This window comes from Collinsella aerofaciens (assembly GCF_015556945.1).
Classification (GTDB): domain Bacteria; phylum Actinomycetota; class Coriobacteriia; order Coriobacteriales; family Coriobacteriaceae; genus Collinsella; species Collinsella aerofaciens_AO.
Map to the genome: position 1 here is coordinate 1 of NZ_JADNNH010000019.1, position 20739 is coordinate 20739.

At 60.1% G+C, this 20739-nt stretch carries 15 protein-coding genes; 10 read left to right on the plus strand and 5 right to left on the minus strand.

Annotated features, from left to right (window positions below; translation table 11 throughout):
* Positions 1–110: 110 nt before the first annotated feature.
* The 4 genes from hisS to larD all read left to right on the plus strand — a co-directional run bounded on the left by hisS (position 111) and on the right by larD (position 7546).
* Positions 111–1424 (plus strand): histidine--tRNA ligase, encoded by a 1314-nt coding sequence (gene hisS, locus I2F59_RS06580; protein ID WP_195503624.1) that lies wholly within the window; start codon positions 111–113, stop codon positions 1422–1424.
* A 258-nt stretch (positions 1425–1682) separates the two neighbouring features.
* Positions 1683–4496, plus strand: coding sequence for a phosphoenolpyruvate carboxylase (locus I2F59_RS06585; protein ID WP_411161346.1), 2814 nt, complete (start codon positions 1683–1685; stop codon positions 4494–4496).
* A 991-nt stretch (positions 4497–5487) separates the two neighbouring features.
* The gene (gene larA / locus I2F59_RS06590; RefSeq protein ID WP_195503626.1) at positions 5488–6765 is read left to right on the plus strand and encodes a nickel-dependent lactate racemase; all 1278 of its coding nucleotides are present in this window, start codon (positions 5488–5490) and stop codon (positions 6763–6765) included.
* Between the two features lie 49 nt (positions 6766–6814).
* Positions 6815–7546, plus strand: coding sequence for a D/L-lactic acid transporter LarD (gene larD / locus I2F59_RS06595; RefSeq protein WP_117790214.1), 732 nt, complete (start codon positions 6815–6817; stop codon positions 7544–7546).
* A gap of 321 nt (positions 7547–7867) precedes the next feature.
* Here the strand turns inward: larD and I2F59_RS06600 are convergent, their stop codons facing one another.
* From I2F59_RS06600 to serB, 4 genes are all read right to left on the minus strand, one after another.
* A complete protein-coding gene (locus I2F59_RS06600) occupies positions 7868–8407 on the minus strand; it encodes a TetR/AcrR family transcriptional regulator (protein WP_195503627.1) in 540 nt (179 codons plus the stop codon).
* Positions 8408–8409: 2 nt separating this feature from the next.
* Complete coding sequence (gene larC, locus I2F59_RS06605) at positions 8410–9327, minus strand: nickel pincer cofactor biosynthesis protein LarC (RefSeq protein ID WP_195503628.1); 918 nt, start codon at positions 9325–9327, stop codon at positions 8410–8412.
* A gap of 10 nt (positions 9328–9337) precedes the next feature.
* Positions 9338–10120 carry a nickel pincer cofactor biosynthesis protein LarB gene (gene larB / locus I2F59_RS06610; protein WP_195503629.1) on the minus strand — a complete coding sequence of 261 codons (783 nt, stop codon included), beginning with the start codon at positions 10118–10120 and terminating at the stop codon, positions 9338–9340.
* A 114-nt stretch (positions 10121–10234) separates the two neighbouring features.
* Positions 10235–10870 (minus strand): phosphoserine phosphatase SerB, encoded by a 636-nt coding sequence (gene serB / locus I2F59_RS06615; protein WP_117563673.1) that lies wholly within the window; start codon positions 10868–10870, stop codon positions 10235–10237.
* Between the two features lie 256 nt (positions 10871–11126).
* Here serB and aspS point away from each other — a divergent pair, with 256 nt between their 5' ends.
* The gene (gene aspS, locus I2F59_RS06620; RefSeq protein WP_195503630.1) at positions 11127–12914 is read left to right on the plus strand and encodes an aspartate--tRNA ligase; all 1788 of its coding nucleotides are present in this window, start codon (positions 11127–11129) and stop codon (positions 12912–12914) included.
* 242 nt (positions 12915–13156) lie between these two features.
* Here the strand turns inward: aspS and I2F59_RS06625 are convergent, their stop codons facing one another.
* Positions 13157–14173 carry a LacI family DNA-binding transcriptional regulator gene (locus I2F59_RS06625; protein WP_195503631.1) on the minus strand — a complete coding sequence of 339 codons (1017 nt, stop codon included), beginning with the start codon at positions 14171–14173 and terminating at the stop codon, positions 13157–13159.
* Positions 14174–14549: 376 nt separating this feature from the next.
* Between I2F59_RS06625 and I2F59_RS06630 the strand changes: the two genes are divergently transcribed.
* The 5 genes from I2F59_RS06630 to I2F59_RS06650 all read left to right on the plus strand — a co-directional run bounded on the left by I2F59_RS06630 (position 14550) and on the right by I2F59_RS06650 (position 20735).
* Positions 14550–17558 carry a glycoside hydrolase family 2 TIM barrel-domain containing protein gene (locus tag I2F59_RS06630; protein ID WP_195503632.1) on the plus strand — a complete coding sequence of 1003 codons (3009 nt, stop codon included), beginning with the start codon at positions 14550–14552 and terminating at the stop codon, positions 17556–17558.
* A gap of 3 nt (positions 17559–17561) precedes the next feature.
* Complete coding sequence (locus tag I2F59_RS06635) at positions 17562–18017, plus strand: hypothetical protein (RefSeq protein WP_161145099.1); 456 nt, start codon at positions 17562–17564, stop codon at positions 18015–18017.
* A gap of 153 nt (positions 18018–18170) precedes the next feature.
* Entirely contained in the window at positions 18171–19634 is a 1464-nt protein-coding gene (locus tag I2F59_RS06640) for an amino acid permease (protein WP_195503633.1), read from the plus strand.
* A 421-nt stretch (positions 19635–20055) separates the two neighbouring features.
* Positions 20056–20304 (plus strand): HPr family phosphocarrier protein, encoded by a 249-nt coding sequence (locus tag I2F59_RS06645; protein WP_022094361.1) that lies wholly within the window; start codon positions 20056–20058, stop codon positions 20302–20304.
* Positions 20305–20492: 188 nt separating this feature from the next.
* Positions 20493–20735, plus strand: coding sequence for a FeoA family protein (locus I2F59_RS06650; RefSeq protein ID WP_040358815.1), 243 nt, complete (start codon positions 20493–20495; stop codon positions 20733–20735).
* The last annotated feature ends 4 nt before the right edge of the window (positions 20736–20739 follow it).

The window sequence follows — 20739 nt, forward strand, 5'->3', positions numbered from 1 at the left end:
GCCGAACGAGTCCCCATACCCTCGTTCGGTCAGACGCGCCGCCGCGGTTTGTGTTTGTGCCGTATAATGACCACTACCTATGACGCGATACAAAAGAAAGGTGTTTGCCCATGCAGGCACAGAAGGCGGAGGGAACCCGCGACCTTATCGGCGCCGAGATGCGCGCCTGGCAAAAGATGCAGCAGATCGCTGCCGGCGTGTTCGAGCCGTTTGACTTTAAGCCCATCGAGACGCCCGCCATCGAGCAGGTGGACGTGTTTGTCCACGGCATTGGCCAATCGACCGACGTCGTGCGCAAGGAGATGTTCCGCGTGTTCAGCGGCGCCAACCTGGAGCGCGTCTTTACCGAGGGCACCGATACCAAGCTCAAGCCCAAGCAGCGCTTGGCGCTTCGCCCCGAGGGCACGGCCGGTGTTGTGCGCGCCGTCGTGGAGAACAACCTGGTACCTCAGGGCTCCACGCCGTTTAAGGCCTACTATGCCGAGGCCATGTTCCGCGGCGAGCGTCCCCAGAAGGGCCGCCTGCGCCAGTTCCACCAGGTGGGCATCGAGTGGCTCGGCGCTCCCGATCCGGCGGCAGACGCCGAGTGCATCATCATGCTCATGGAGTTCTACAAGCGCCTTGGTTTCGATCTTTCCAAGCTTCGTCTGCTCATCAACTCGATGGGCGATGCGCAGTGCCGTCCGGCTTACCGCGAGCAGGTCAAGCAGTTCATTCTCGATCACGCCGACGAGATGTGCGATGAGTGCCGCGAGCGCGCCGAGCTTAACCCGCTGCGCGCCTTCGACTGCAAGAACGATCACTGCCGCGAGATCATGGCCGATGCCCCGCTGATGGGCGACAACCTGTGCGACGAGTGCCGCGAGCACTACGAGCAGGTCAAGCGCTATCTGGATGCCGCCGGCATCGAGTATGTCGAGGATCCCACCCTGGTGCGCGGCCTGGACTACTACACCCGTACCGTCTTTGAGGTCGAGGCCCCCGGCGCCGGCGTCGGCTCCATCGGCGGCGGCGGCCGCTACGACGGCCTGGTCGAGCTCGAGGGTGGCAAGCCTACGGCGGGCGTCGGCTTCGCTGTCGGTTTTGAGCGCGCCCTGCTGGCCCTGCAGGCTTTTGGCAGCGATCTGGGTGCCGATGAGGCCCCGTGTGTCTACGTCGCCAACGCCGGCAAGGAGTTGCGCCAGAACGTCTTTACCATTACGCAGGAGCTTCGCGCCGCAGGCATCGTGACCGAGGCGGACTATCAGGGTCGTTCGCTCAAGGCTCAGTTTAAGCAGGCCGATAAGGTGGGCGCCAAGCTCATCCTGGTCCTGGGTGGCGACGAGCTTGCCGCCGGCAAGGTCAAAGTGCGCGACATGGAGAGCCATGACGAGGTACTGGTCGATTTGGCTAACGTTGTCGAGGCGGTTCGCGAGCGCCTGTAGCGCATGATTTTTGAGCTGTGGACTCACTAAAAAGTTCAGCTCATTGCGGGCGATTGTTACGGGGGTGTTTCGCTTTTATGCGGAATGCCCCCGTTTACGTATGCCGCCCACCGAGAAATACGACCATTTAGGGCAAAAACCTTTGCAATGCAGAAAATACTTTTGTGTGGTAAAGCGCAATCAGTGTCGAAAGTATTTCTCAAGCGCCTATAATGAATACCGCATGTTACGTGCATAGAAGGAGGAATGGGAGGAAACGTGGCTGAGAACCTAAGCAACCAGTCTGTACCCGAAGCCGCGGCGCGCGTCGCTGCCGTGGTCAACCGCCTCGTTAACCGAATCGGCTCGAATGCCGAGTCCAGGGAGCGTCTCGCCGAGATCGAGATCCCCGAGGAGCTGCGCGACAATCTGGCGCTGTTCTTGCGCCTGGAGCGCCGTGTGCTTAGCGAGTATGATCCCGAGATCGCGGACCTGTTCGACAAGATTTTGACAGCCGAGATTGTGGTCAATGCCGGCAACCCCGGTACCTGCGCTGCCGACGAAGCCGTCGACGAGCAGGGCGTACCCACCGCCGACGAGCCCACTGCCGTGGCATTTCGTGAGGTCGTCGATTTGATCGACAGCCTGCCGCTCGATAAGCAGCAGGTCATTGTCCGCGCCTTTACGAGCTTTTTCCATCTGGCAAACCTGTCGGAGGAGAACTACCGTGTGGCGCAGCTGCGCGAGCGCGAGGCCGGCGCATCGACCGATACCGAGGTCGATCCCGCTAACGAACTCACCGTCGCCTATCACCAGTTGGTAAACGAGATGGGTGTCGAGGGTGCCAACGAGCTGCTCGGCAAGCTTGAGTTCCACCCTGTCTTTACCGCACATCCCACCGAGGCCCGTCGTAAGGCCGTCGAGGGCAAGATCCGCCGTATCTCCAACCTGCTGGAGGAGCGTCCGCGTCTGGGCGGCTCCGACCTGGTGGAGAACGAGCGCCATATGCTGCAGGAGATCGACGCCCTGGTGCGTACGAGCCCCATCGCGCTCAAGAAGCCCACGCCGGTCGAGGAAGCCGATACCATCATCGACATCTTCGATAACACGCTGTTCGACGTTATCCCCGTTATCTATCGTCGCTTTGACGACTGGGTGCTGGGCGACAAGGCCGGTACTGTGCCGCCGCTGTGCCCGGCGTTCTTCCATCCCGGCAGCTGGATCGGTTCCGATCGCGACGGTAACCCCAACGTCACCGCCAAGGTGAGCCGCGAGGTCGCTGCCAAGTACTTTACGCACATGGTGCTCAAGCTCGAGGACAAGTGCCGCCACATCGGCCGCAACCTCACGCTCGAGGCTACCTACAGCAAGCCGTCGGCCGAGCTCATTAACCTGTGGAACCATCAGGTCGAGATGAGCCCTCGGTACACGGCCCGCGCCGAGCTGATCTCCGAGCACGAGCCGCATCGCGCCGTCATGCTCGTCATGGCCGACCGTCTGAACGCCACCGTGCGTCGCATCACCGACACCATGTACCACAGCGCCGATGAGTTTCTGGACGACCTGCGCGTCGTCCAGCGCTCGCTAGCCGCCTGCGGTGCCGTCCGTGCTGCCTACGGCCCGGTCCAGACCATCATCTGGCAGGTCGAGTCCTTCGGCTTCCATATGGTCGAGATGGAGTTCCGTCAGCATTCCGTGGTGCATGCCCGCGCCCTCAAGGATATCCACGAGAACGGTATCCATGGCGACCTGCAGCCCATGACGCGTGAGGTCATCGATACCTTCCGCGCTATCGGCTCCATCCAAAAGCGCTACGGCAAGAAGATGGCGCACCGCTACATCATCTCGTTTACCAAGAGCGCTCAGCACGTGGCTGACGTCTTTGAGCTGGCCCACCTGTCCTTCGCGCACGAGGAGGACGTTCCCGAGCTCGACGTGATCCCGCTGTTCGAGCAGCTCGAGGACCTCGAGGGCTGCGTCGACGTGCTCGACCAGATGCTTACACTGCCCGTGGTGCAAAAGCGTCTTGCTCAGACCAACCGCCGCATGGAGGTCATGCTGGGTTATTCCGACTCCTCCAAGGACGCCGGTCCTACCACGGCCATGCTCGCGCTGCATTCCGCGCAGGAGCGCATCGCCAAGTGGGCCGAGAAGAACGATATCGACCTGGTGCTCATGCACGGTCGCGGCGGTGCCGTGGGCCGTGGCGGCGGCCCGGCCAACAAGGCCGTGCTGGCGCAGCCCAAGGGTTCGGTCAACTGCTTCTTTAAGCTCACCGAGCAGGGCGAGGTCATCTTTGCCCGTTACGGCAACCGCACGCTGGCTCAGCGCCATGTTGAGTCCGTTGCCGCCGCAACGCTTTTACAGTCGGCTCCGAGCGTCGAGAAGACCAACACCGAGACCACCCAGAAGTTCTGGGATATGGCCGAGAAGCTCAACGCTGCAAGCCACGAGCGCTATCTGGACCTGCTGAACACCGAGGACTTTACACCGTGGTTCTCGACCGTGACTCCGCTGACCGAGGTCGGCTTGCTGCCGATCGGCTCGCGTCCCGCCAAGCGCGGCTTGGGTGCCAAGTCGCTCGACGACCTGCGTACTATTCCGTGGATCTTCAGCTGGAGCCAGGCGCGCATCAATCTGGCCGCTTGGTACGGCCTGGGTACCGCCTGCGAGCAGTTTGGCGATCTGGACCAGCTTAAGGCTGCCTACCAGGAGTGGCCGTTCTTCCGCACCTTTATCGACAACATCGAGATGTCGATCGCCAAGACCGACCAGCGCATCGCCAAGATGTATCTGCACCTGGGCGATCGCCATGATCTGTCCGAGAAGGTCTTCACCGAGATGCAGCTCACGCGTAAGTGGGTCCTTGCCATTGTCGGTGACGAGTGGCCGCTGCAGCGCCGCCGCGTGCTCGGCTGTGCCGTCCGCGTGCGTAACCCCTATGTCGACGCCCTGTCCATCGCCCAGGTCCGCGCCCTTCGCGAGGTGCGTATGAACCAGGACGAGATGGCCGAGGAGAAGAAGGCCGAGTACATGAGCCTGATTCTTTCGACTGTGACCGGCGTCTCGGCAGGATTGCAGAATACGGGGTAATCGATAGCCCTGTAGTCGTCCGGGTCCGCCATCAGTTTACTTTTAGGCACGTCCTCGGACATGCAAGAAGCCCTCGCTGCGCACTTCGTGCGGCGAGGGCTTCTTGCGTCCTGCGGAGTGTGCCTAAAAGTAAACTGATGGCGGGCCCTGCGATGTCCGGTCTTCGGCGGATTACTGGCTGGGAAAAAGATGGTGCGCTTCGCGCGTTTGGAAAGGGCTTCGTGCTGCGGAATGCATTCAGAGGGAAACCCATCGGGCCCCTTCGTCCTCGGTCTTCTGGGATTAAAGCTGAAGGGAATAAGGCGCGCTTCGCGCATAGCGTGGAGTGCGGCGAGGGCTTCTTGCGTCCTGCGGAGTGTGCCTAAAAGTAAACTAATGGCGGGCCCTGCGATGTCCGGTCTTCGGCGGATCAGCCGCTGGGTGAGGGTGGTGCTTGGGGCGACGTGCAAAAAACGGAGTTTTCAGCAGCCAAAGATTGATGCATAAGGCTGTGGGTGACGTTCGCGGCTCCTGTTGATGCTTTTGCACGACGATTGGGCTTTGGCGACGATCATATATGGCTGGTTTCTCGCCGCATTCTATCCAGATGGGACGAGTCATGAGGACTATCTACCTTTTGAAAGACTTTTGACACCAAAATCTTATCCCGCGATGCTGAATACTCGCAAAAATGCACGCTCCGGAGGGTACTACCCTGTTACGGCTAGAAATCCATGCGCCATTTTATGCAATTAATTAACGCATTTATGCAAAATGGCTTACGTGCGAACGTCTCGGGGTAGATGTTTGCCTCGGCGTTGCGTAAATCATCCTGTCTATAGTGTCTTTGACAGGCGGCCGCGGTCCCGTTTGGGGTCGTGGCCGTTTTGTTGTGGGTCAAATATGAACGTTGTGTTAATGAGTCGGTGGACGGTGGTGTTTTTCGGTGAGCGGCGTATCCTTCCAACGGTTTATCTAGTGTGTCAGTTGAAAAGGAAGAGGGCGCTCGTCATTGTTTGAATGTGAACTGCCGTTTGACCACAAGACGTTGCATCTGGAGCTCGAGGATAAGAACTTCGCGGGTGTGATGGAAGGTCATCAAAACGAGTTTAAGACCACGAAATCGCAGGAAGAGCTAGTGGAGGAGTCACTTGCCAACCCTTATGGCTCGCCTTCGCTCGAGGAGCTTTGTGCTGGCAAAAAGGATATCGTCATCATTAGCTCTGACCATACGCGTCCCGTTCCCTCGCGTGTGACGATGCCTATTCTGCTGCATCACATCCACTCCGCTGCACCCGAGGCTCGCGTGCGTATTTTGGTTGCTACGGGTATGCACCGTCCGTCGACGCACGAGGAGCTCGTCAACAAGTATGGCGAGGAGATCGTTGCCAACGAGGAAATCGTTATGCACGTCGCGACTGACGACAGCATGATGAAAAAGATCGGCACCCTGCCTTCTGGTGGCGAGTGCATCATCAACAAGATCGCTGCCGATTGCGACCTGCTGCTTGCCGAGGGCTTTATTGAGCCGCACTTCTTTGCCGGTTTCTCTGGTAGCCGCAAGTCCGTCCTGCCTGGCATCGCCAGCTACAAGACCATCATGTACAACCACAACGGTCAGTTTGTGAACGATTCTCATTCGCGTGCCGGCAACCTGTGCCACAACCACGTGAGCGAGGACATGTTTGCCGCTGCCGAGATGGCTCACCTTGCCTTTGTGCTTAACGTGGTGCTCAACGGCAAGCACGAGGTCATTGGCTCCTTTGCCGGCGACATTCACAAGGCGCACGAGGCTGGCTGCGAGTTCGTGAAGAGCCTTGCCGGCGTTGAGCCCGTCGAGTGTGAGATTGCCATCACCACCAATGGCGGCTACCCGCTCGACCAGAACATCTACCAGGCCGTGAAGGGCATGTGCTCTGCCGAGGCTACGCTTCCCGAGGGCGGTGTGATCATCGACGTCGCCGGCTGTGCCGACGGTCACGGTGGCGAGGGCTTCTATCACAACATCGCCGACAATGATCCGGCAGAGTTTGAGCGCGCCTGCATCGACCGTCCTAAGGACGAGACCCTGCCCGACCAGTGGACGAGCCAGATCTTTGCCCGCATCCTGGCGCATCACCCTGTGATCATGGTTACCGATCTGTGCGATCACCAGATGATCAAGGATATGCACATGACGCCGGTCAACACCCTCGATGAGGCGCTCAAGCTCGCCTTTGAGATGAAGGATGCCGATGCCAAGGTGGCCGTCATTCCCGATGGCCTGGGCGTTGTCGTCGCGCAGCACTAGTGCGTGGCCTAAACGAATCGTTTTTAACCGACAAGAAAGATAAGGTTTTATGCTTACCAAACTCCTCTGCGAATTCGGCGCAACGGCCCTCATGATCATCTTTGGCGTGGGCGTGCACTGCGATACCGTGCTCAAGGGCACCAAGTATCAGGGCTCCGGTCACATGTTTGCCATCACCACCTGGTCTTTTGGCATCTCGGTCTGCCTGTTTGTCTTTGGCGGCGCCGTGTGCATGAACCCCGCCATGGTGCTTGCTCAGTGCATCGTAGGCCTGGTGCCGTGGAGCAGCTGCATCCCCTTCATGATTGCCGATATGCTCGGCGGCTTTGTGGGCGCCGTAATCGCTTGGCTTATGTATGCCGATGAGTTCAAGGCTTCCGATGGTGTCGTCGATCCCATTGCCCAGCGCAATATCTTCTCGACCAACCCCACCACCGAGGGTACGAACTATGCCCGTAATTTCTTCTGCGAGGCTATCTGCACTTTTGTGTTCATCAGCGCCATCCTTGCTGCTGCTAACCGTGCTGGCGAGAACGTCCTGATGCTCGCTATCTGCGTCGGCCTGATCGTTTGGGCCGTTGGCATGGGCATGGGCGGCATCACCGGCTTCGCCATGAACCAAGCCCGTGACCTTGGTCCTCGCATGGCCTATCAGGTGCTGCCGATCAAGAACAAGGCTGACAACAACTGGAAGTACGGCCTGCTCGTTCCTGGCATCGCTCCGTTTGTCGGCGCCGCTCTGGCTGCGCTGTTTGTGCACGGTTTCTTGGGTATGTTCTAGTCTGAGGCTACATAGTTGTCCGCTGGCCGCATGGGGTAACTTCCCAGCGCGTCCTCGGACATGCAAAAAGGCTCGCTGCGCACTTCGTGCGGCGAGCCTTTTTGCGTCCTGCGGAATGCGCTGGGAAGTTACCCCATGCGGCCAGCTGCGGGATCTTGGTCGCGTTGGAACAAGCAACCCAACATATATTTCTGAATTTGGATGGGAGGGGCTTGTTGCTGGTGGGGGCGTTGAGCTGTTGTCGATACTTTGGGATGGATTGTGCTTTGGGTTGGGGCGGGGCTTTGAGATGAGGGCGGAACTTTGGGATGAGGGGTTTACTTAGTTGAAGAGGGGTTTTATGGCTGAGAGGTAGTCTTTGGCTACGTCGGATTTTTCTGCTTGGAAGTTGTGCCAGGCCCACCATTGGACCATTCCTACAAAGCTTGAGGCTATGTGGTGTAGTAGGAAGCTTCGGTCCATGGTGCCGGCGGGGCCTGAGGGGTCGACGGGCACGGTTTCGGCTGCTCGTGACATGATGGTCTTGCGTAAGCAGTCGGCGAAGACGCGTGAGCCGGCACCGGCTACGAGGGCTCGTACGCCCTGACGGCGTTCCCAGAGGCTGTTGAGGATATGCTCGACCTGTACGAGTGGGTCATCGAGGGGCGTACCGTCATCGTCAAGGGCGTGGGTGCAGATATCGCTTACGAGCGCGGCGAGTAGGTCGTCTTTGCTCTTAAAGAGACCGTAGAATGTTGCGCGGCCTACGTGAGCGCGCGCGATGATGTCGCCGACGGTAATCTTGCCGTAGTCCTCCTCGCGAAGGAGCTCGGAGAACGCCGTAACGATGGCAGCGCGGCTTTTTGCCTTGCGGGCATCCATGGCTATGCGTCCGCGTGAACGAGCAGGCAGCGGAGCGTACCGGAGCAACCTTCGTAGGGGCGTTTGCCGGCGCCGTAGCCGACGGCTTCGATGCGGTAGCGTGAGGGCAGTTGGTCGGACGTGCGCAGCGCGGTGACGATGGCGGCGCCCGTGGGCGTCACGAGCTCGCCGGCGACCGGTGCGGGCGTGAGGGCGATATTGCCCGCCTGGCACAGGTTGACGACAGCGGGGACGGGAATGGGCATGAGGCCGTGGGCACAGTGGATGGCGCCGTGACCCTCGGAGAGCGACTCGACCACGATGTCCTCAATACCCAGGTCATCGAGGCAGATGGCGACCGAGCAGATGTCAACGATGGAATCGATGGCGCCTACCTCGTGGAACATGACGGTCTCGGGCGTTTTGCCGTGGGCCTTGGCCTCGGCGGCGGCAAGCGCGGCAAAGATGGCGAGCGCGCGACGCTTGGCGCCATCGCTGAGCTGCGAGCCATCGATGATGGCGTTGACGTCCGTCAAAGAACGGTGGTGATGGTGGTGGGCGTGATGCTGATCCTCATGGTCATGCTCGTGGCCCTCATGGTCATGCTCGTGGCAGTGCTTGTGTTCGTGCTCGTCATGATCATGATGGTGGTGCTCATGCTCATGTGTGTGCTCGGCAGCTGCTTCGTTGCCGTAGAGCCAGGCCATGTCGTGGTCGTGGTTCTCGAGCTCCTCTGCCAGCTGAACGTCAAAGTCGCAGGCGTCGATGCCATGCTTGTTTACACGTGTAACGGCAATCTCAAAGCCGCCGACCGGAAGCGTGGCGAGCTGTTCGCGCAGGTGTTCCTCGCTGGCGCCCAGGTCGAGCAGGGCCGCGACGGTCATATCGCCGCTGATGCCCGAGGTGCCGTCGATGATAAGCGTGTGCTGATGGTTGGACATGGAATGCTCCTTAACGGGCGCGGGATGTGCCGGCGCTCAGATGATTGATAAGACTTGCCTGGTAGGCGGCACCAAAGCCGTTGTCGATATTGACGACCGAAACGCCACTGGCGCAGGAGTTGAGCATGGCGAGTAGCGCGGCTACGCCACCAAAGCTCGCGCCGTAACCCACGCTGGTGGGAACGGCGATGACCGGACAGCTCACCAGGCCGCCGACAACGCTCGCCAGTGCGCCCTCCATGCCGGCAATGGCGATGACCACCTGTGCCTGGGCAAGCTCCTCGGCATGCGCGAGCAGACGGTGCAGGCCGGCGACACCCACGTCGTAGAGGCGGTCGACCTCGTTGCCATAGAACTCGGCCGTCAATGCGGCTTCCTCGGCGACGGGCAGGTCGCTCGTGCCGGCGCAGGCGACGACGATGCGTCCGTTGCCGGTAGGGGAGGGCTTGCCTCCCACGAGGGCGAGCTGTGCGTCCGGGACATATCCCAGGTCGATGCCGTTGTCGAGGAGCTCCGAGGTGCGGTCTGCCTTTTCGGCGTCCAGGCGCGTGACCAGGATGCGCTCCTGGCCGGCATCGTGCAGCGCTTCGATAATGGCGGCAATCTGCTCGGCGGTTTTACCGGCGCCGTAGACAACCTCGCCGGCTCCCTGGCGCACCCCGCGCGAAAGATCGAGCTGCGCAAAACCCAGATCGGCGGTTGGCGCCGTCTGGATGCGCGTAAGCGCGTCGGCAGGGGCGACTGATCCGCCGGCAACATCGCTCAGCAGCTGCTCAAGATCTCGCTTATCCATATATGTTCCCTTCGACGGCGCAAAGTCTAGCACTCAAAGGGTATGTTTCCGAACACTAAGACAAAATTGTTCGGAAACTATAGGACAGACTGATTCAATTGTTAGACGGATCGGCTAGTCACGCAGGATGATGTCCATGGCGAGCATCAGGTTGCGCTCGTCGATGGCAAACGGGGCGGCCTCGCGCGTCTTGGGCTTGGCGCAAAACGCGATGCCCGTGCCCGCGGCCTGAATCATGGGGATGTCGTTGGCGCCGTCGCCGATCGCGACGGTGTGGGCCATGTCGACACCGCACTCAACCGCCCAATCCAGCAGCTGGATGAGCTTGGACTCCTTGGTCACGATGTCTGCCGCCAGCTTACCGGTGAGCTTGCCGTCCACGACCTCCAGGCGGTTAGCGAGGCAAAAGTCGATGCCCGCGGCGGCCACGATCTTGTCGGCGACTTCGTGAAAGCCGCCGCTTACCACGCCGACCTTCCAGCCCTTGCTGTGTGCCGAGCGCACAAGCTCCAGCGCGCCGGGGGTAAACGTCACGCGCTCAAAGGTGCGCTCGAATACGCTCTCATCCAAGCCGGCAAGCAGCCCCACGCGTTCCTCGAGCGCCTGCTTAAAGTCGAGCTCGCCGCGCATGGCGCGCTCGGTGATCTGCGCTACCTGCTCGCCCACGCCGGCCTCCTCGCCCAACAGGTCGATGACCTCCTGGTTGATGAGCGTGGAGTCGATATCCATAACGATGAGGCGTGCGGTCATGACGGGCCTTTCCGAGTGCAGTTGTATTGGGGCACATTGTCGCACGCGGCGCGCCTTGGTGACGGTCAGGCCGCGTCAATTGTTTCGTCTCCGTCAAGTCTTTGGGCAAGAGCTACTTTTTCGCGGCACATCGACGCGGGTGCGATAAGATAGAACGCCATGTCTGGCTGCGCGGTTTACGCAGGCTGGGCAAATCTGTACGACGCCGCCCGGAACGACACGGGGCGGCACAGATCCATAAAGGAGGATCACTGGTATGAGCCAGACCCGTCCCATCGATGAGCATTCCATGCACACCCGTACCTGCGGCGAGCTTCGCTTCGAGAACGTGGGCGAAGAGGTCACCCTCACCGGTTGGGTGAGCCGTCGCCGCGACCACGGCGGCCTTATCTTCTGCGACCTTCGCGACCGCGAGGGCATCACGCAGCTCACCTTCGACCCCGAGCACTCCGACGGCGATGCCTTTAAGATTGCCGAGACCATGCGTCCCGAGTGGCCCATCAAGATTCACGGCGTCGTGCGCGCCCGTGGCGAGGAGACCACCAACACCAAGCTCGCGACCGGCGAGATCGAGGTCCTGACCGACCACGCCGAGGTGCTCAACACGTCCGTCACCCCGCCGTTCCAGATCGAGGACGGCATCGAGACCAGCGAGGACACCCGTCTGCGCTATCGCTATCTGGACCTCCGTCGTCCCGAGATGATGGCCAACCTCAAGCTGCGCTCCGACTTCACCTTTGCCATTCGCGAGGCGCTGCACAACCGTGAGTTCATGGAGGTCGAGACGCCCTCCCTGTTTAAGTCCACGCCCGAGGGCGCTCGAGACTTCATCGTTCCCAGCCGTATCCAGCCGGGTAACTTCTACGCCCTGCCGCAGTCCCCGCAGCTCCTGAAGCAGCTGCTCATGGTCGGTGGCGTTGAGCGCTACTACCAGGTTGCCAAGTGCTTCCGCGACGAGGATCTGCGCGCCGACCGTCAGCCCGAGTTCACTCAGGTCGATATCGAGATGTCCTTCGTGGACCAGAACGACGTTATGAGCGCGCTCGAAGAGGTCCTGGCCGATGCCTTCGGCCGCATGGGTGTCGAGATGCCCACGCCGCTGCGTCGCATGAACTACTGGGAGGCCATGGACACCTATGGCTCCGACAAGCCCGATACCCGCTATGGCATGCATCTGGTCGACCTGACCGACATCTTTGCCAACTCCAAGTTCAAGGTCTTTGCGACTGCCGCAAACGAGGAGGGTTCTGTCGTCAAGGCCATTAACGCCAAGGGCGCCGGTGCCTGGGCACGTGCCAAGATCGATAAGCTCGCCGGCGTGGCCTCCACGTTTGGCGCCAAGGGCCTGGCCTGGATCGCCTTCCGCGAGGACGGCTCCATCAACAGCCCCATCGTCAAGTTCTTCTCGGACGAGGAGATGGCGGCTCTGCGCGAGCGCATGGACGTCGAGCCCGGCGACCTTGTGATGTTCGCCGCCGGCCCGCGTCTGCTCTCCGACGAGATCCTGGGCGGCATGCGTTCGCACATGGCCAATGCGCTCGAGATCAAGCGCGAGGGTCACGACTTCCTGTGGGTCGTCAACTTCCCGCTGTTCCACTGGGATGAGGACCGCAAGGCTTACGCTGCCGAGCACCAGCCGTTCACCCTGCCGACTGAGACCGACATCGCTAAGATCGAGGCCGATCCGCTGGCAGCCGGTTCGTGCACCTATGACTTTGTCATGGACGGCTTTGAGGCCGGCGGCGGCGGCATGCGTATCCACAACGCCGAGATGCAGATGTCCATGCTCAAGCTCCTGGGCTTTTCCGAGGAGCGCGCCGAGTCTCAGTTTGGCTTCCTCATGGAGGCCCTCAAGTTTGGTGCGCCCCCGATGGGCGGTTTCGCTCTGGGTCTGGACCGCGTGTGCATGCTGCTCGCCGGTTCCGACTCCATCCGCGACGTCATGGCGTTCCCCAAGACGGCCAGTGGCTCCGACCTTATGTCGGGCGCTCCGAGTGCCGTTTCCGGCGCCCAGCTCAAGGACGTCAGCCTGCGCCTGATGTAGGCAAGCGGCTACATATTGCCTGTAACGAGGGAAGGACGCGTGCCTTCCCTCGTTTTTTATGCGCGGGCGTTGCGAGGACATAGGGTGACCGGACGTCGCGGAAACTGCGACCCAGAATCCAGCCAAATAACGGGTCGCACTTTCCGGTTGAGCTTCTGGCGGAAAGTACATCCCAGAATCGGCGTTCGGAATGGGCCGGGCTTTCTGCTAAAGCAGCCTAGCGGAAAGCCCGGCCCAGTTTCCTACAGTGAGTCTCTCTGAACGAGCTGCATGTGCATGACGGTGGTGGTGGGCACGGCGCCATTGATCATATCGAGCGCAATGCCTGCGGCCATGCGGCCTTCCTCGCGAAGCGGCTGACGAATGGTCGTCAACGCGGGGACGCTGCGAGCTGCGACCTCGTGGTCATCGAAGCCCACGACCGAAATGTCTTTGGGTACGCTAATTCCTGCTTCGTTGAATGCGGCGATAACGCCGGTTGCGATACGGTCCGATCCGCATAGCACGCCGTCGGCATGTATTTCGCGCGCGAGCAACCGCCGCGTGGCTTGGTAGCCGTCTCCGCTGCTCCATCCGGTATAGATGACATTTTCATCCGGAAGGCTTTCGCCCAAAATTGCACGGTAGCCGCGAAGGCGGTCGATGACGGCGGGGTTATCCTGCGGCCCCAGCACGGCAACGATGTCCTTGCGTCCGCGATCTTTCATAGCGAGCGCCGCAAAGCGTCCGCCCTCTTCGTCGTCGGAGTAGACCGTCGAGAACACGTCGCGATAGGGATGGCCCTCGAGCTGGCCGCATAACACAGTGGGTACGCCCAGCTCGCGCAGCACCTCGAGCAGCTCACTGCCCTTGTAGGGCGAGACGTCGATGACGGCGTCAAACGAGCGGCGCTCAAAATGCTCGCGTGCGCGGTTGCGCTCATGCGAGGAAGATGCCTGCAAGATCACGGGCAAGTAAGACGACTCCGAAAGTTCCTCGGTAATGCCGCTTAAAAACTCACTGTAGGTGGGATCGCTAAACAGCTCGCTCAAAGGCTCGGTAACTAGTACGGCGATAATTTCCGTGCGTCCGACGGCGAGCGCCCGGCCGCGTGCGTTGGGAACGAAGTTAACCTTTTTCGCCGCTGCGCGGACGCGCTTTTTAGTTTCCTCGCTAATGCGGGGGGAGTCGTTGAGGGCACGCGATGCCGTGGAGCGCGAAACACCGGCAGCTTCAGCAACCTCGGCAAGCGTGGGTGCGGTGCGTGCTGGTTGGGTCATGGCGTCTCCTGTGCAATTGGGTCGGTGGGCTATCGATAAAGGCTAATGCGGATACAGATTACTATAGCGCGCGTGAACGGCGTCCATGGTATCCGGTGGCCGGTGTCGTTTTGCAATCAAACTGCGACTGAGCACGGCATGTATGGGCGAGACATAGGCAGGCGCGACAGTTGCCTGTGAGTTCAAGAACGATGCCCCGTGCTGTGCACCTAAGCTTAGGGTGACATAAGTAGCATGGTTGTACAACCGGTTGCACCGTTAATCCGACAAAATCGACCGTTCGGCGGACAACCGGTTGCACAGATTTTTGTACCGCCCGTAAGATAAGGACAACCGGTTGCACAAAGAAGCACTACGATGACGAAGGAGCATCACCATGGACGCCATTAACGATTGGGAAAACCAAGCGCTCACCCACAGGAACCGCCTGGCACCCCATGCGTACTTTATGGGTTATGAGACCGCCGATCTCGCCGCTACGTACAGCCGCGAGCTGTCGCGCGGATTTGTCCAGCTGTCCGGCTCGTGGCAGTTCCGCCTTTTTGAGGGCCCCGCGGCCGTCTCAAACGAAGCACTTTGCACGTACGAGCCCGAGTGGGATCACGTGGAGGTTCCGCACCTGTGGCAGGTAGACGGCTATGGCAACCTTGCCTACACCGACGAGGGTTTTCCGTTCCCGGTGGATCAGCCGTTCGTTCCCTCCGACGACCCTACGGGCGTCTACCAGCGCATCGTCAAACTTCCCGCCGTGCCTGCCGGCGCTCGCGAGATTATTCGCTTCGACGGTATCGAGAGCTACGGCGAGCTGTATGTCAACGGCAAGTTTATCGGCATGACCAAGGGTTCGCGCCTGTCCGCCGAGTTTGACGTGACCGACGCGCTCGTCGAGGGCGACAACCTGTTTGCGGTCAAGGTTCTGCAGTACAGCGATGGTAGCTACATCGAGGACCAGGACATGTGGTGGGCATCGGGCATCTTCCGCGATGTGTACCTCATGCAGCGTCCCGCCGCGCATCTGGTCGACTTTAGGTTCCGCACGCACCGCGAGGGCGATGCCGCTCTGATCACGCTCGATACGGTTGCCGAGGGCGCAAGTCGCGTCGTGTATACGCTCAGCGATGGCCAGAATGTGGTCGCTACGGGCGAGTGCGTCGACGGCCATGCCGAGTGCAGCGTTGCCGATGCCCACTTCTGGAACCCCGAGGACCCCTTCCTCTATGACCTTACGCTTGAGGTCTACGACGGCGACGAGATCAGCGAGTACGTTCCGCATCGCCAAGGCCTTGCCGAGGTGACGGTCGAGGGCAATCATATCTACCTTAACGGCACCTACTTTAAGATGCATGGCGTCAACCGCCACGACCACGACGATCACAAGGGCCGCGCCGTGGGTCTCGAGCGCATGCGCCGCGACCTGGAGCTCATGAAGCAGCACAACATCAACGCGGTGCGCACGTCCCACTACGCCAACGATCCGCGCTTCTACGAGCTGTGCGACGAGTACGGCATCATGCTGGTCGCCGAGACCGATATGGAGAGCCACGGCTTCGAGAATATCGGCAATATCGCCCTGGTCACCGACGACCCTGCCTGGGAGCCGGCTTACGTTGACCGTGTTGAGCGCCTGGTGATGCAGGAACGCAACCACGCGTGCATCATCATGTGGTCGATGGGCAACGAGAGCGGCTATGGCTGCAACATTCGCGCGATGTACGCCAAAGCTCACGAGCTCGACGGTCGTCCGGTCCACTACGAGGAGGATCGCAACGCCGATACCGTCGACGTCATTTCCACCATGTACTCCCGCGTGTCGCAGATGAACGACTTTGGCGAGCATCCGTTCCCCAAGCCGCGCATCAACTGCGAGTACGGCCACTCCATGGGTAATGGTCCCGGAGGCCTGTCCGAGTACCAGGAGGTCTTCGATCGCTGGGATTGCATCCAAGGCCAGTTTATTTGGGAATGGTGCGACCACGGTTTGGCTGCTGTGACCGAGGACGGCGTTGCCTACGACATGTATGGCGGCGACAACGGCGATTACCCCAACAACAGCAACTTCTGCATCGACGGCATGGTGTTCCCCTGGCAGCAGCCGAGCCCGGGCCTTACCGAGTACGGCCAGGTCATCTGCCCGGTTCGCATGGCCTACGATGCCGAGGCGGGCGAGCTGACCGTCACCAACAAGCGTTGGTTTACCACCCTCGAGGATGTCTGCCTGTCGGCGGAGACCCTGGTGGACGGCGACGTGGTCTGCCGCAAGACGCTCATGCCCGGTGCGGTTGCCCCCGGCGAGTCCGTCCAGCTTCCGCTGGTGATTCGCGAGGCCGCAGTGGGCGAGACCCTGCTGACCGTGCACGCCTACACCATGGCGGCTCACGCCTGGTGCGAGCCGATGTTCCAACTGGGTGCAAGCCAGTTTGCCATCGCAAACCATCCGGCGCCGGCAATTGCCGCCCCCACTCGTCCTGAGCTTACGGTCGAGGAGACCGAGCAGGAGATTCGTATTCGCTCCCTCAACGGCGAGCTGACCTTCAGCAAGGTCAACGGTACCGTGAGCGAGTGGAAGGCATCCGGTCGCGACGTCATGACCTCCGGTCCCCAGGTTGGTTTTTGGCATCCGCTCGTCGATAACCACGCTCAGGAGTACGACTCCCTGTGGAAGGATAACTTCATCGATGTGATGCAGACGTCTACCCGCAATGTTTCTTGGAAGCAGGACGGCAATGCGGTCGTCGTTACCGTGAGCCAGCGTATCGCTCCTCCCGTCCGCGCGTTCGGCATGCGCGTCGAGCTCGTCTATACCGTGCTTCCGAGTGGCCGCGTCGACCTCAAGGTTTCCGGCGATCCCTACGGCGACTATTCGGACATTATCCCGCGCATCGGCATCTCCTTCGAGGTTCCCGGTTGTGATCGTGCCGTCGAGTGGTATGGCCACGGCCCGGGCGAGAACTATCCGGACTCGCTGCGCGCCAACCCGGTCGGTCATTACCGCACTACGGTCGACGACATGTTCACGCCCTACGTTATGCCCCAGGACTGCGCCAACCGCGAGGGTACTCGCTGGGTCGCCCTGCGCTCCAGCCACGGTGACGGTCTGGTCGTGACGCGTCCGAGCGACGCCGCTTCCAATCCGTTCTCGTTCTCCGCATGGCCCTATAGCTGCGAGACTATCGATAATGCCAAGCATGTCTACGATCTTGTCCCGGGCGACTCGGTTACGGTCAACATCAACGACCAGCTGCTCGGCCTTGGCTCGAACTCTTGGGGTTCCGAGGTGCTCGATTCCTATCGCACCCGTTTTGAGAGCTTCAGCTTTGAGGTGTCCCTGCGACCGCTGACGTCTGCCGATCTGGCTCAGGCGCTGGCACCCATTAAGGAGGCATAAGTCATGCATATCTTTAACTCGCGTGCCGATTTCGACGCCCAGATGAAGTCCGTCAAGAAGTGGATGCGTACCGGTCAGGCACTCGACGGCGTTTCTGAACTGCAGCACGATGTGGCGTACTCTATCGGCGACTCGCTGGTGTATTGGTGGGTGAACGCCCACGAGGCGGCTACCGCCGATCTGGTCGGTCACCGTCGCTACCATGCCGTGCTCGCCCCGCTCGACGGCAATCTGACCGTTGAGGTGGCTTCCAAGGCCGATCTTACCTGTACGCGCGCCTACAGCGATATCGATGATCGCGAGCGCTTTGAGGGTACGGGGGAGACCGTGACGATTCCCGCCGGCGGCGTTGCCGTCGTCGAAATTGACGAGGCCTACCGTGTCGTGGCCGATGCCGCGGATCCCCGCGTCGTGGTACTGCACGTGACAGTCGAAGGTTATTCCTTCCCCAACAAGTAGTATTCGTCCGCCTGGACGTTTGCTTCGCGCCGTTAAGGGGGATGGCTTTGTTGACTCCCTTTTCCCCATTCCCCTTAGCAGGTGCGCCGTCCGTGTTTGCACTTGCAGCTCGGACGGTTTTAGATGACATTTAACAGATGATTGGGAGGGCTTATGAGCTCTGAAAAACGAGGAACGATTGGTTCGTTCGCTCTGCTGGGCATGACGGTCGCCGCCGTGTTCGGTATCAAGAACATCATCAACAACAACGCGGCCATCGGCTTGGCAGCTGCGCCGTCGTTCTTCTTCGCCACGCTTTTGTACTTTGTCCCCTATACCCTGGTTACCGCCGAGTTCGTCGGCCTCAACAAGGACTCCGAGTCTGGCGTGTACACATGGGTTAAGACCTCGATGGGTGGTCGCTGGGCGTTCCTGACGGCATTTAGCTACTGGTTTGTTAGCCTGTTCTTCTTTGCGTCCGTCCTGCCCAACGTCATCATCTACGCGAGCTACGTGTTCTTTGGTGCCAACGCCGAGCTTTCGCAGCTGTGGATCACCATTATCGAGATCGTCGTCTTTGCTATCGCCACGTGGGTTTCGACCAAGGGCGCTAAGTGGATCGGCTCCATTTCCTCCTTCGGTTCGACCGCGGCTCTCGGCCTGACCGCCGTGTTCATCCTGCTGTCCCTGGCTGCTGCCTTTGGCGGCGTTGAGTTCGCTACGGCTCCTACTCCCGCTAACATGGCTCCCGACATGAGCAACTTCGCAACTGCGTGGGGCTTCTTCGGTACGCTTGCCTGGATCATCCAGGGCGTTGGCGGCGCTGAGTCTGTCGGCGTGTTCCTTAACGACCTTAAGGGTGGCGTCAAGGCCTTCGTGCGCACCGTCGTTATCGCCGGCCTGACCATCGGCCTTCTGTATGCAGGCGCTTCGCTGCTGGTTAACCTGTTCATCCCCGAGGGCGGCGTTGCCATCTCCACCGGTATCTTCGACGTATTCGGCGCTGTCTTTGCCCACTTTGGCATTCCCATGGAAGTGTCCACGCGCGCCATCGGCTTGATCCTTCTCGCCGCCACGCTGGGCTCCCTCATGATGTGGACCTCCGCTCCCATCAAGGTCTTCTTCACCGAGATCCCCAAGGGCGTCTTTGGTAGCAAGATCGTCGAGCTCAACGAGCACGGCATTCCTGCCCGCGCTGCCTGGCTGCAGTTCGCCATCGTCGTCCCCATCCTGATCATCCCGGCCCTGGGCTCCGGTAACCTCGACGACCTGCTCATGATCGTCACCAACATGACGGCTGCCACCGCTCTGCTCCCACCGCTGCTGATTTTGCTTGCCTACTTTATGCTGCGCAAGAACTTTGACGCCGCTCCCCGTGGCTTCCGCATGGGTTCGCGCAGCTTTGGCCTGGTCGTTGCCGCATTCCTGCTTGTGGTCTTCTGCTTCGTGCTTATCTGCGGCACCATTCCGCTCGATCAGCCGCTGTGGCTGACGCTGGTCTACAACGTTGGCGGCGTGGTTGTCTTCTTGGGCCTTGCCGTGATGTGGTACAACCGCTACATCAACCGCCTGCGCGAGACCGATCCCGAGGCCGCCGAGAACGAGCTTCGCCCTTCCGTCCTCGATATGATGGAGTAGCGGCTAGGATTAATCTACGGCTGTGGAATAAATCGATTCCCTTTCCTAAGGAGGGGCCTTACGAGGCCCCTCCTTTTGTGTTTTGGGGCATGGTTTTGGCCCCCGTGGTCAAAAAATGCCAAATATGAGTACTGTTGCAAAAGAAGTGCCATATTTTTCGGCCTGCTCTGAGCGAAAATGGGCTCAAAATCGATTTATCTAACTCCCTTTAAAGGGCGTTTGACGGCTTTCAACCTCTTCGAATCGCTCAAGCTAGGCAATTTGCTCTCGAATTTGCTGCTACTAAATTTGTGACAGTACTCATATTTGCTACTTTTTGACCACGGGGTATCCGGAGGGGCCCTCGATAAGCATCTAACGCTACAATAACTACCACGTGGCTGGGTTTGCCGGCCGAATGTGTGATGTCGTGGGAGGGGACATGGTCGAGTTTACAAAGACGATTAAAGATCCGTTGGGACTACACGCCCGCCCGGTTGCGCTGCTCTATGACATCATTGCCAAGCACCGTAGCGACGTGTCGGTCAGCATCGGCGACCGCCATACCGACGGTCGCGATGTCATGGGCCTCATGGCTCTCTACGGCGAGTGCGGCGAGGACATCATCTTTCGCGTTTCGGGCGTAGACGAGGCTTCCTGCGTTACGTCGATCAGAAACCTCTCGCTCTAAGCATGACAGGGCGCGGCAAAGGACAGCTCTTTGCCGCGCCTTTTTGTTTCATATAGGAAACTTTTTCGAAATCTGAATAGGGACCCTTTCCAAAAAGTTAACCACGTGCTAGTTTACTAAAGCGAACATAGGCGTGGTTAACTTTTATCGCGTCGATGTTGAGGACGAACTGACGTTAGGAGCCACTCATGTCTTGCGGACCGCAGATGCCGGCCATGCCGCTTTCGATGGTAAAAGCGGGCGAAACCGTGCGCGTGTCTCGTGTAAAGGGCAATGAGGACATGAAGCACCACCTCAAGGACCTCGGCTTTGTCGAGGGCAGCGAAATCCACGTGGTGAGCTCGAGTGGCGCCAATATTATCGTCACCGTGCTGGGCGCACGCTTTGGTATCGATTCCAAGGTTGCCATGCACATCATGACCGTCGGTTAGTCTG

What these genes read in the sequence shown, in the direction of transcription:
- hisS (WP_195503624.1), top strand. Translation starts at nt 111, where the DNA reads ATGCAGGCACAGAAGGCGGAGGGAACCCGCGACCTTATCGGCGCCGAG.
- larD (WP_117790214.1), top strand. Translation starts at nt 6,815, where the DNA reads ATGCTTACCAAACTCCTCTGCGAATTCGGCGCAACGGCCCTCATGATC.
- I2F59_RS06600 (WP_195503627.1), bottom strand. Translation starts at nt 8,407, where the DNA reads ATGGATGCCCGCAAGGCAAAAAGCCGCGCTGCCATCGTTACGGCGTTC.
- larC (WP_195503628.1), bottom strand. Translation starts at nt 9,327, where the DNA reads ATGTCCAACCATCAGCACACGCTTATCATCGACGGCACCTCGGGCATC.
- larB (WP_195503629.1), bottom strand. Translation starts at nt 10,120, where the DNA reads ATGGATAAGCGAGATCTTGAGCAGCTGCTGAGCGATGTTGCCGGCGGA.
- serB (WP_117563673.1), bottom strand. Translation starts at nt 10,870, where the DNA reads ATGACCGCACGCCTCATCGTTATGGATATCGACTCCACGCTCATCAAC.
- aspS (WP_195503630.1), top strand. Translation starts at nt 11,127, where the DNA reads ATGAGCCAGACCCGTCCCATCGATGAGCATTCCATGCACACCCGTACC.
- I2F59_RS06625 (WP_195503631.1), bottom strand. Translation starts at nt 14,173, where the DNA reads ATGACCCAACCAGCACGCACCGCACCCACGCTTGCCGAGGTTGCTGAA.
- I2F59_RS06630 (WP_195503632.1), top strand. Translation starts at nt 14,550, where the DNA reads ATGGACGCCATTAACGATTGGGAAAACCAAGCGCTCACCCACAGGAAC.
- I2F59_RS06635 (WP_161145099.1), top strand. Translation starts at nt 17,562, where the DNA reads ATGCATATCTTTAACTCGCGTGCCGATTTCGACGCCCAGATGAAGTCC.
- I2F59_RS06640 (WP_195503633.1), top strand. Translation starts at nt 18,171, where the DNA reads ATGAGCTCTGAAAAACGAGGAACGATTGGTTCGTTCGCTCTGCTGGGC.
- I2F59_RS06645 (WP_022094361.1), top strand. Translation starts at nt 20,056, where the DNA reads ATGGTCGAGTTTACAAAGACGATTAAAGATCCGTTGGGACTACACGCC.
- I2F59_RS06650 (WP_040358815.1), top strand. Translation starts at nt 20,493, where the DNA reads ATGTCTTGCGGACCGCAGATGCCGGCCATGCCGCTTTCGATGGTAAAA.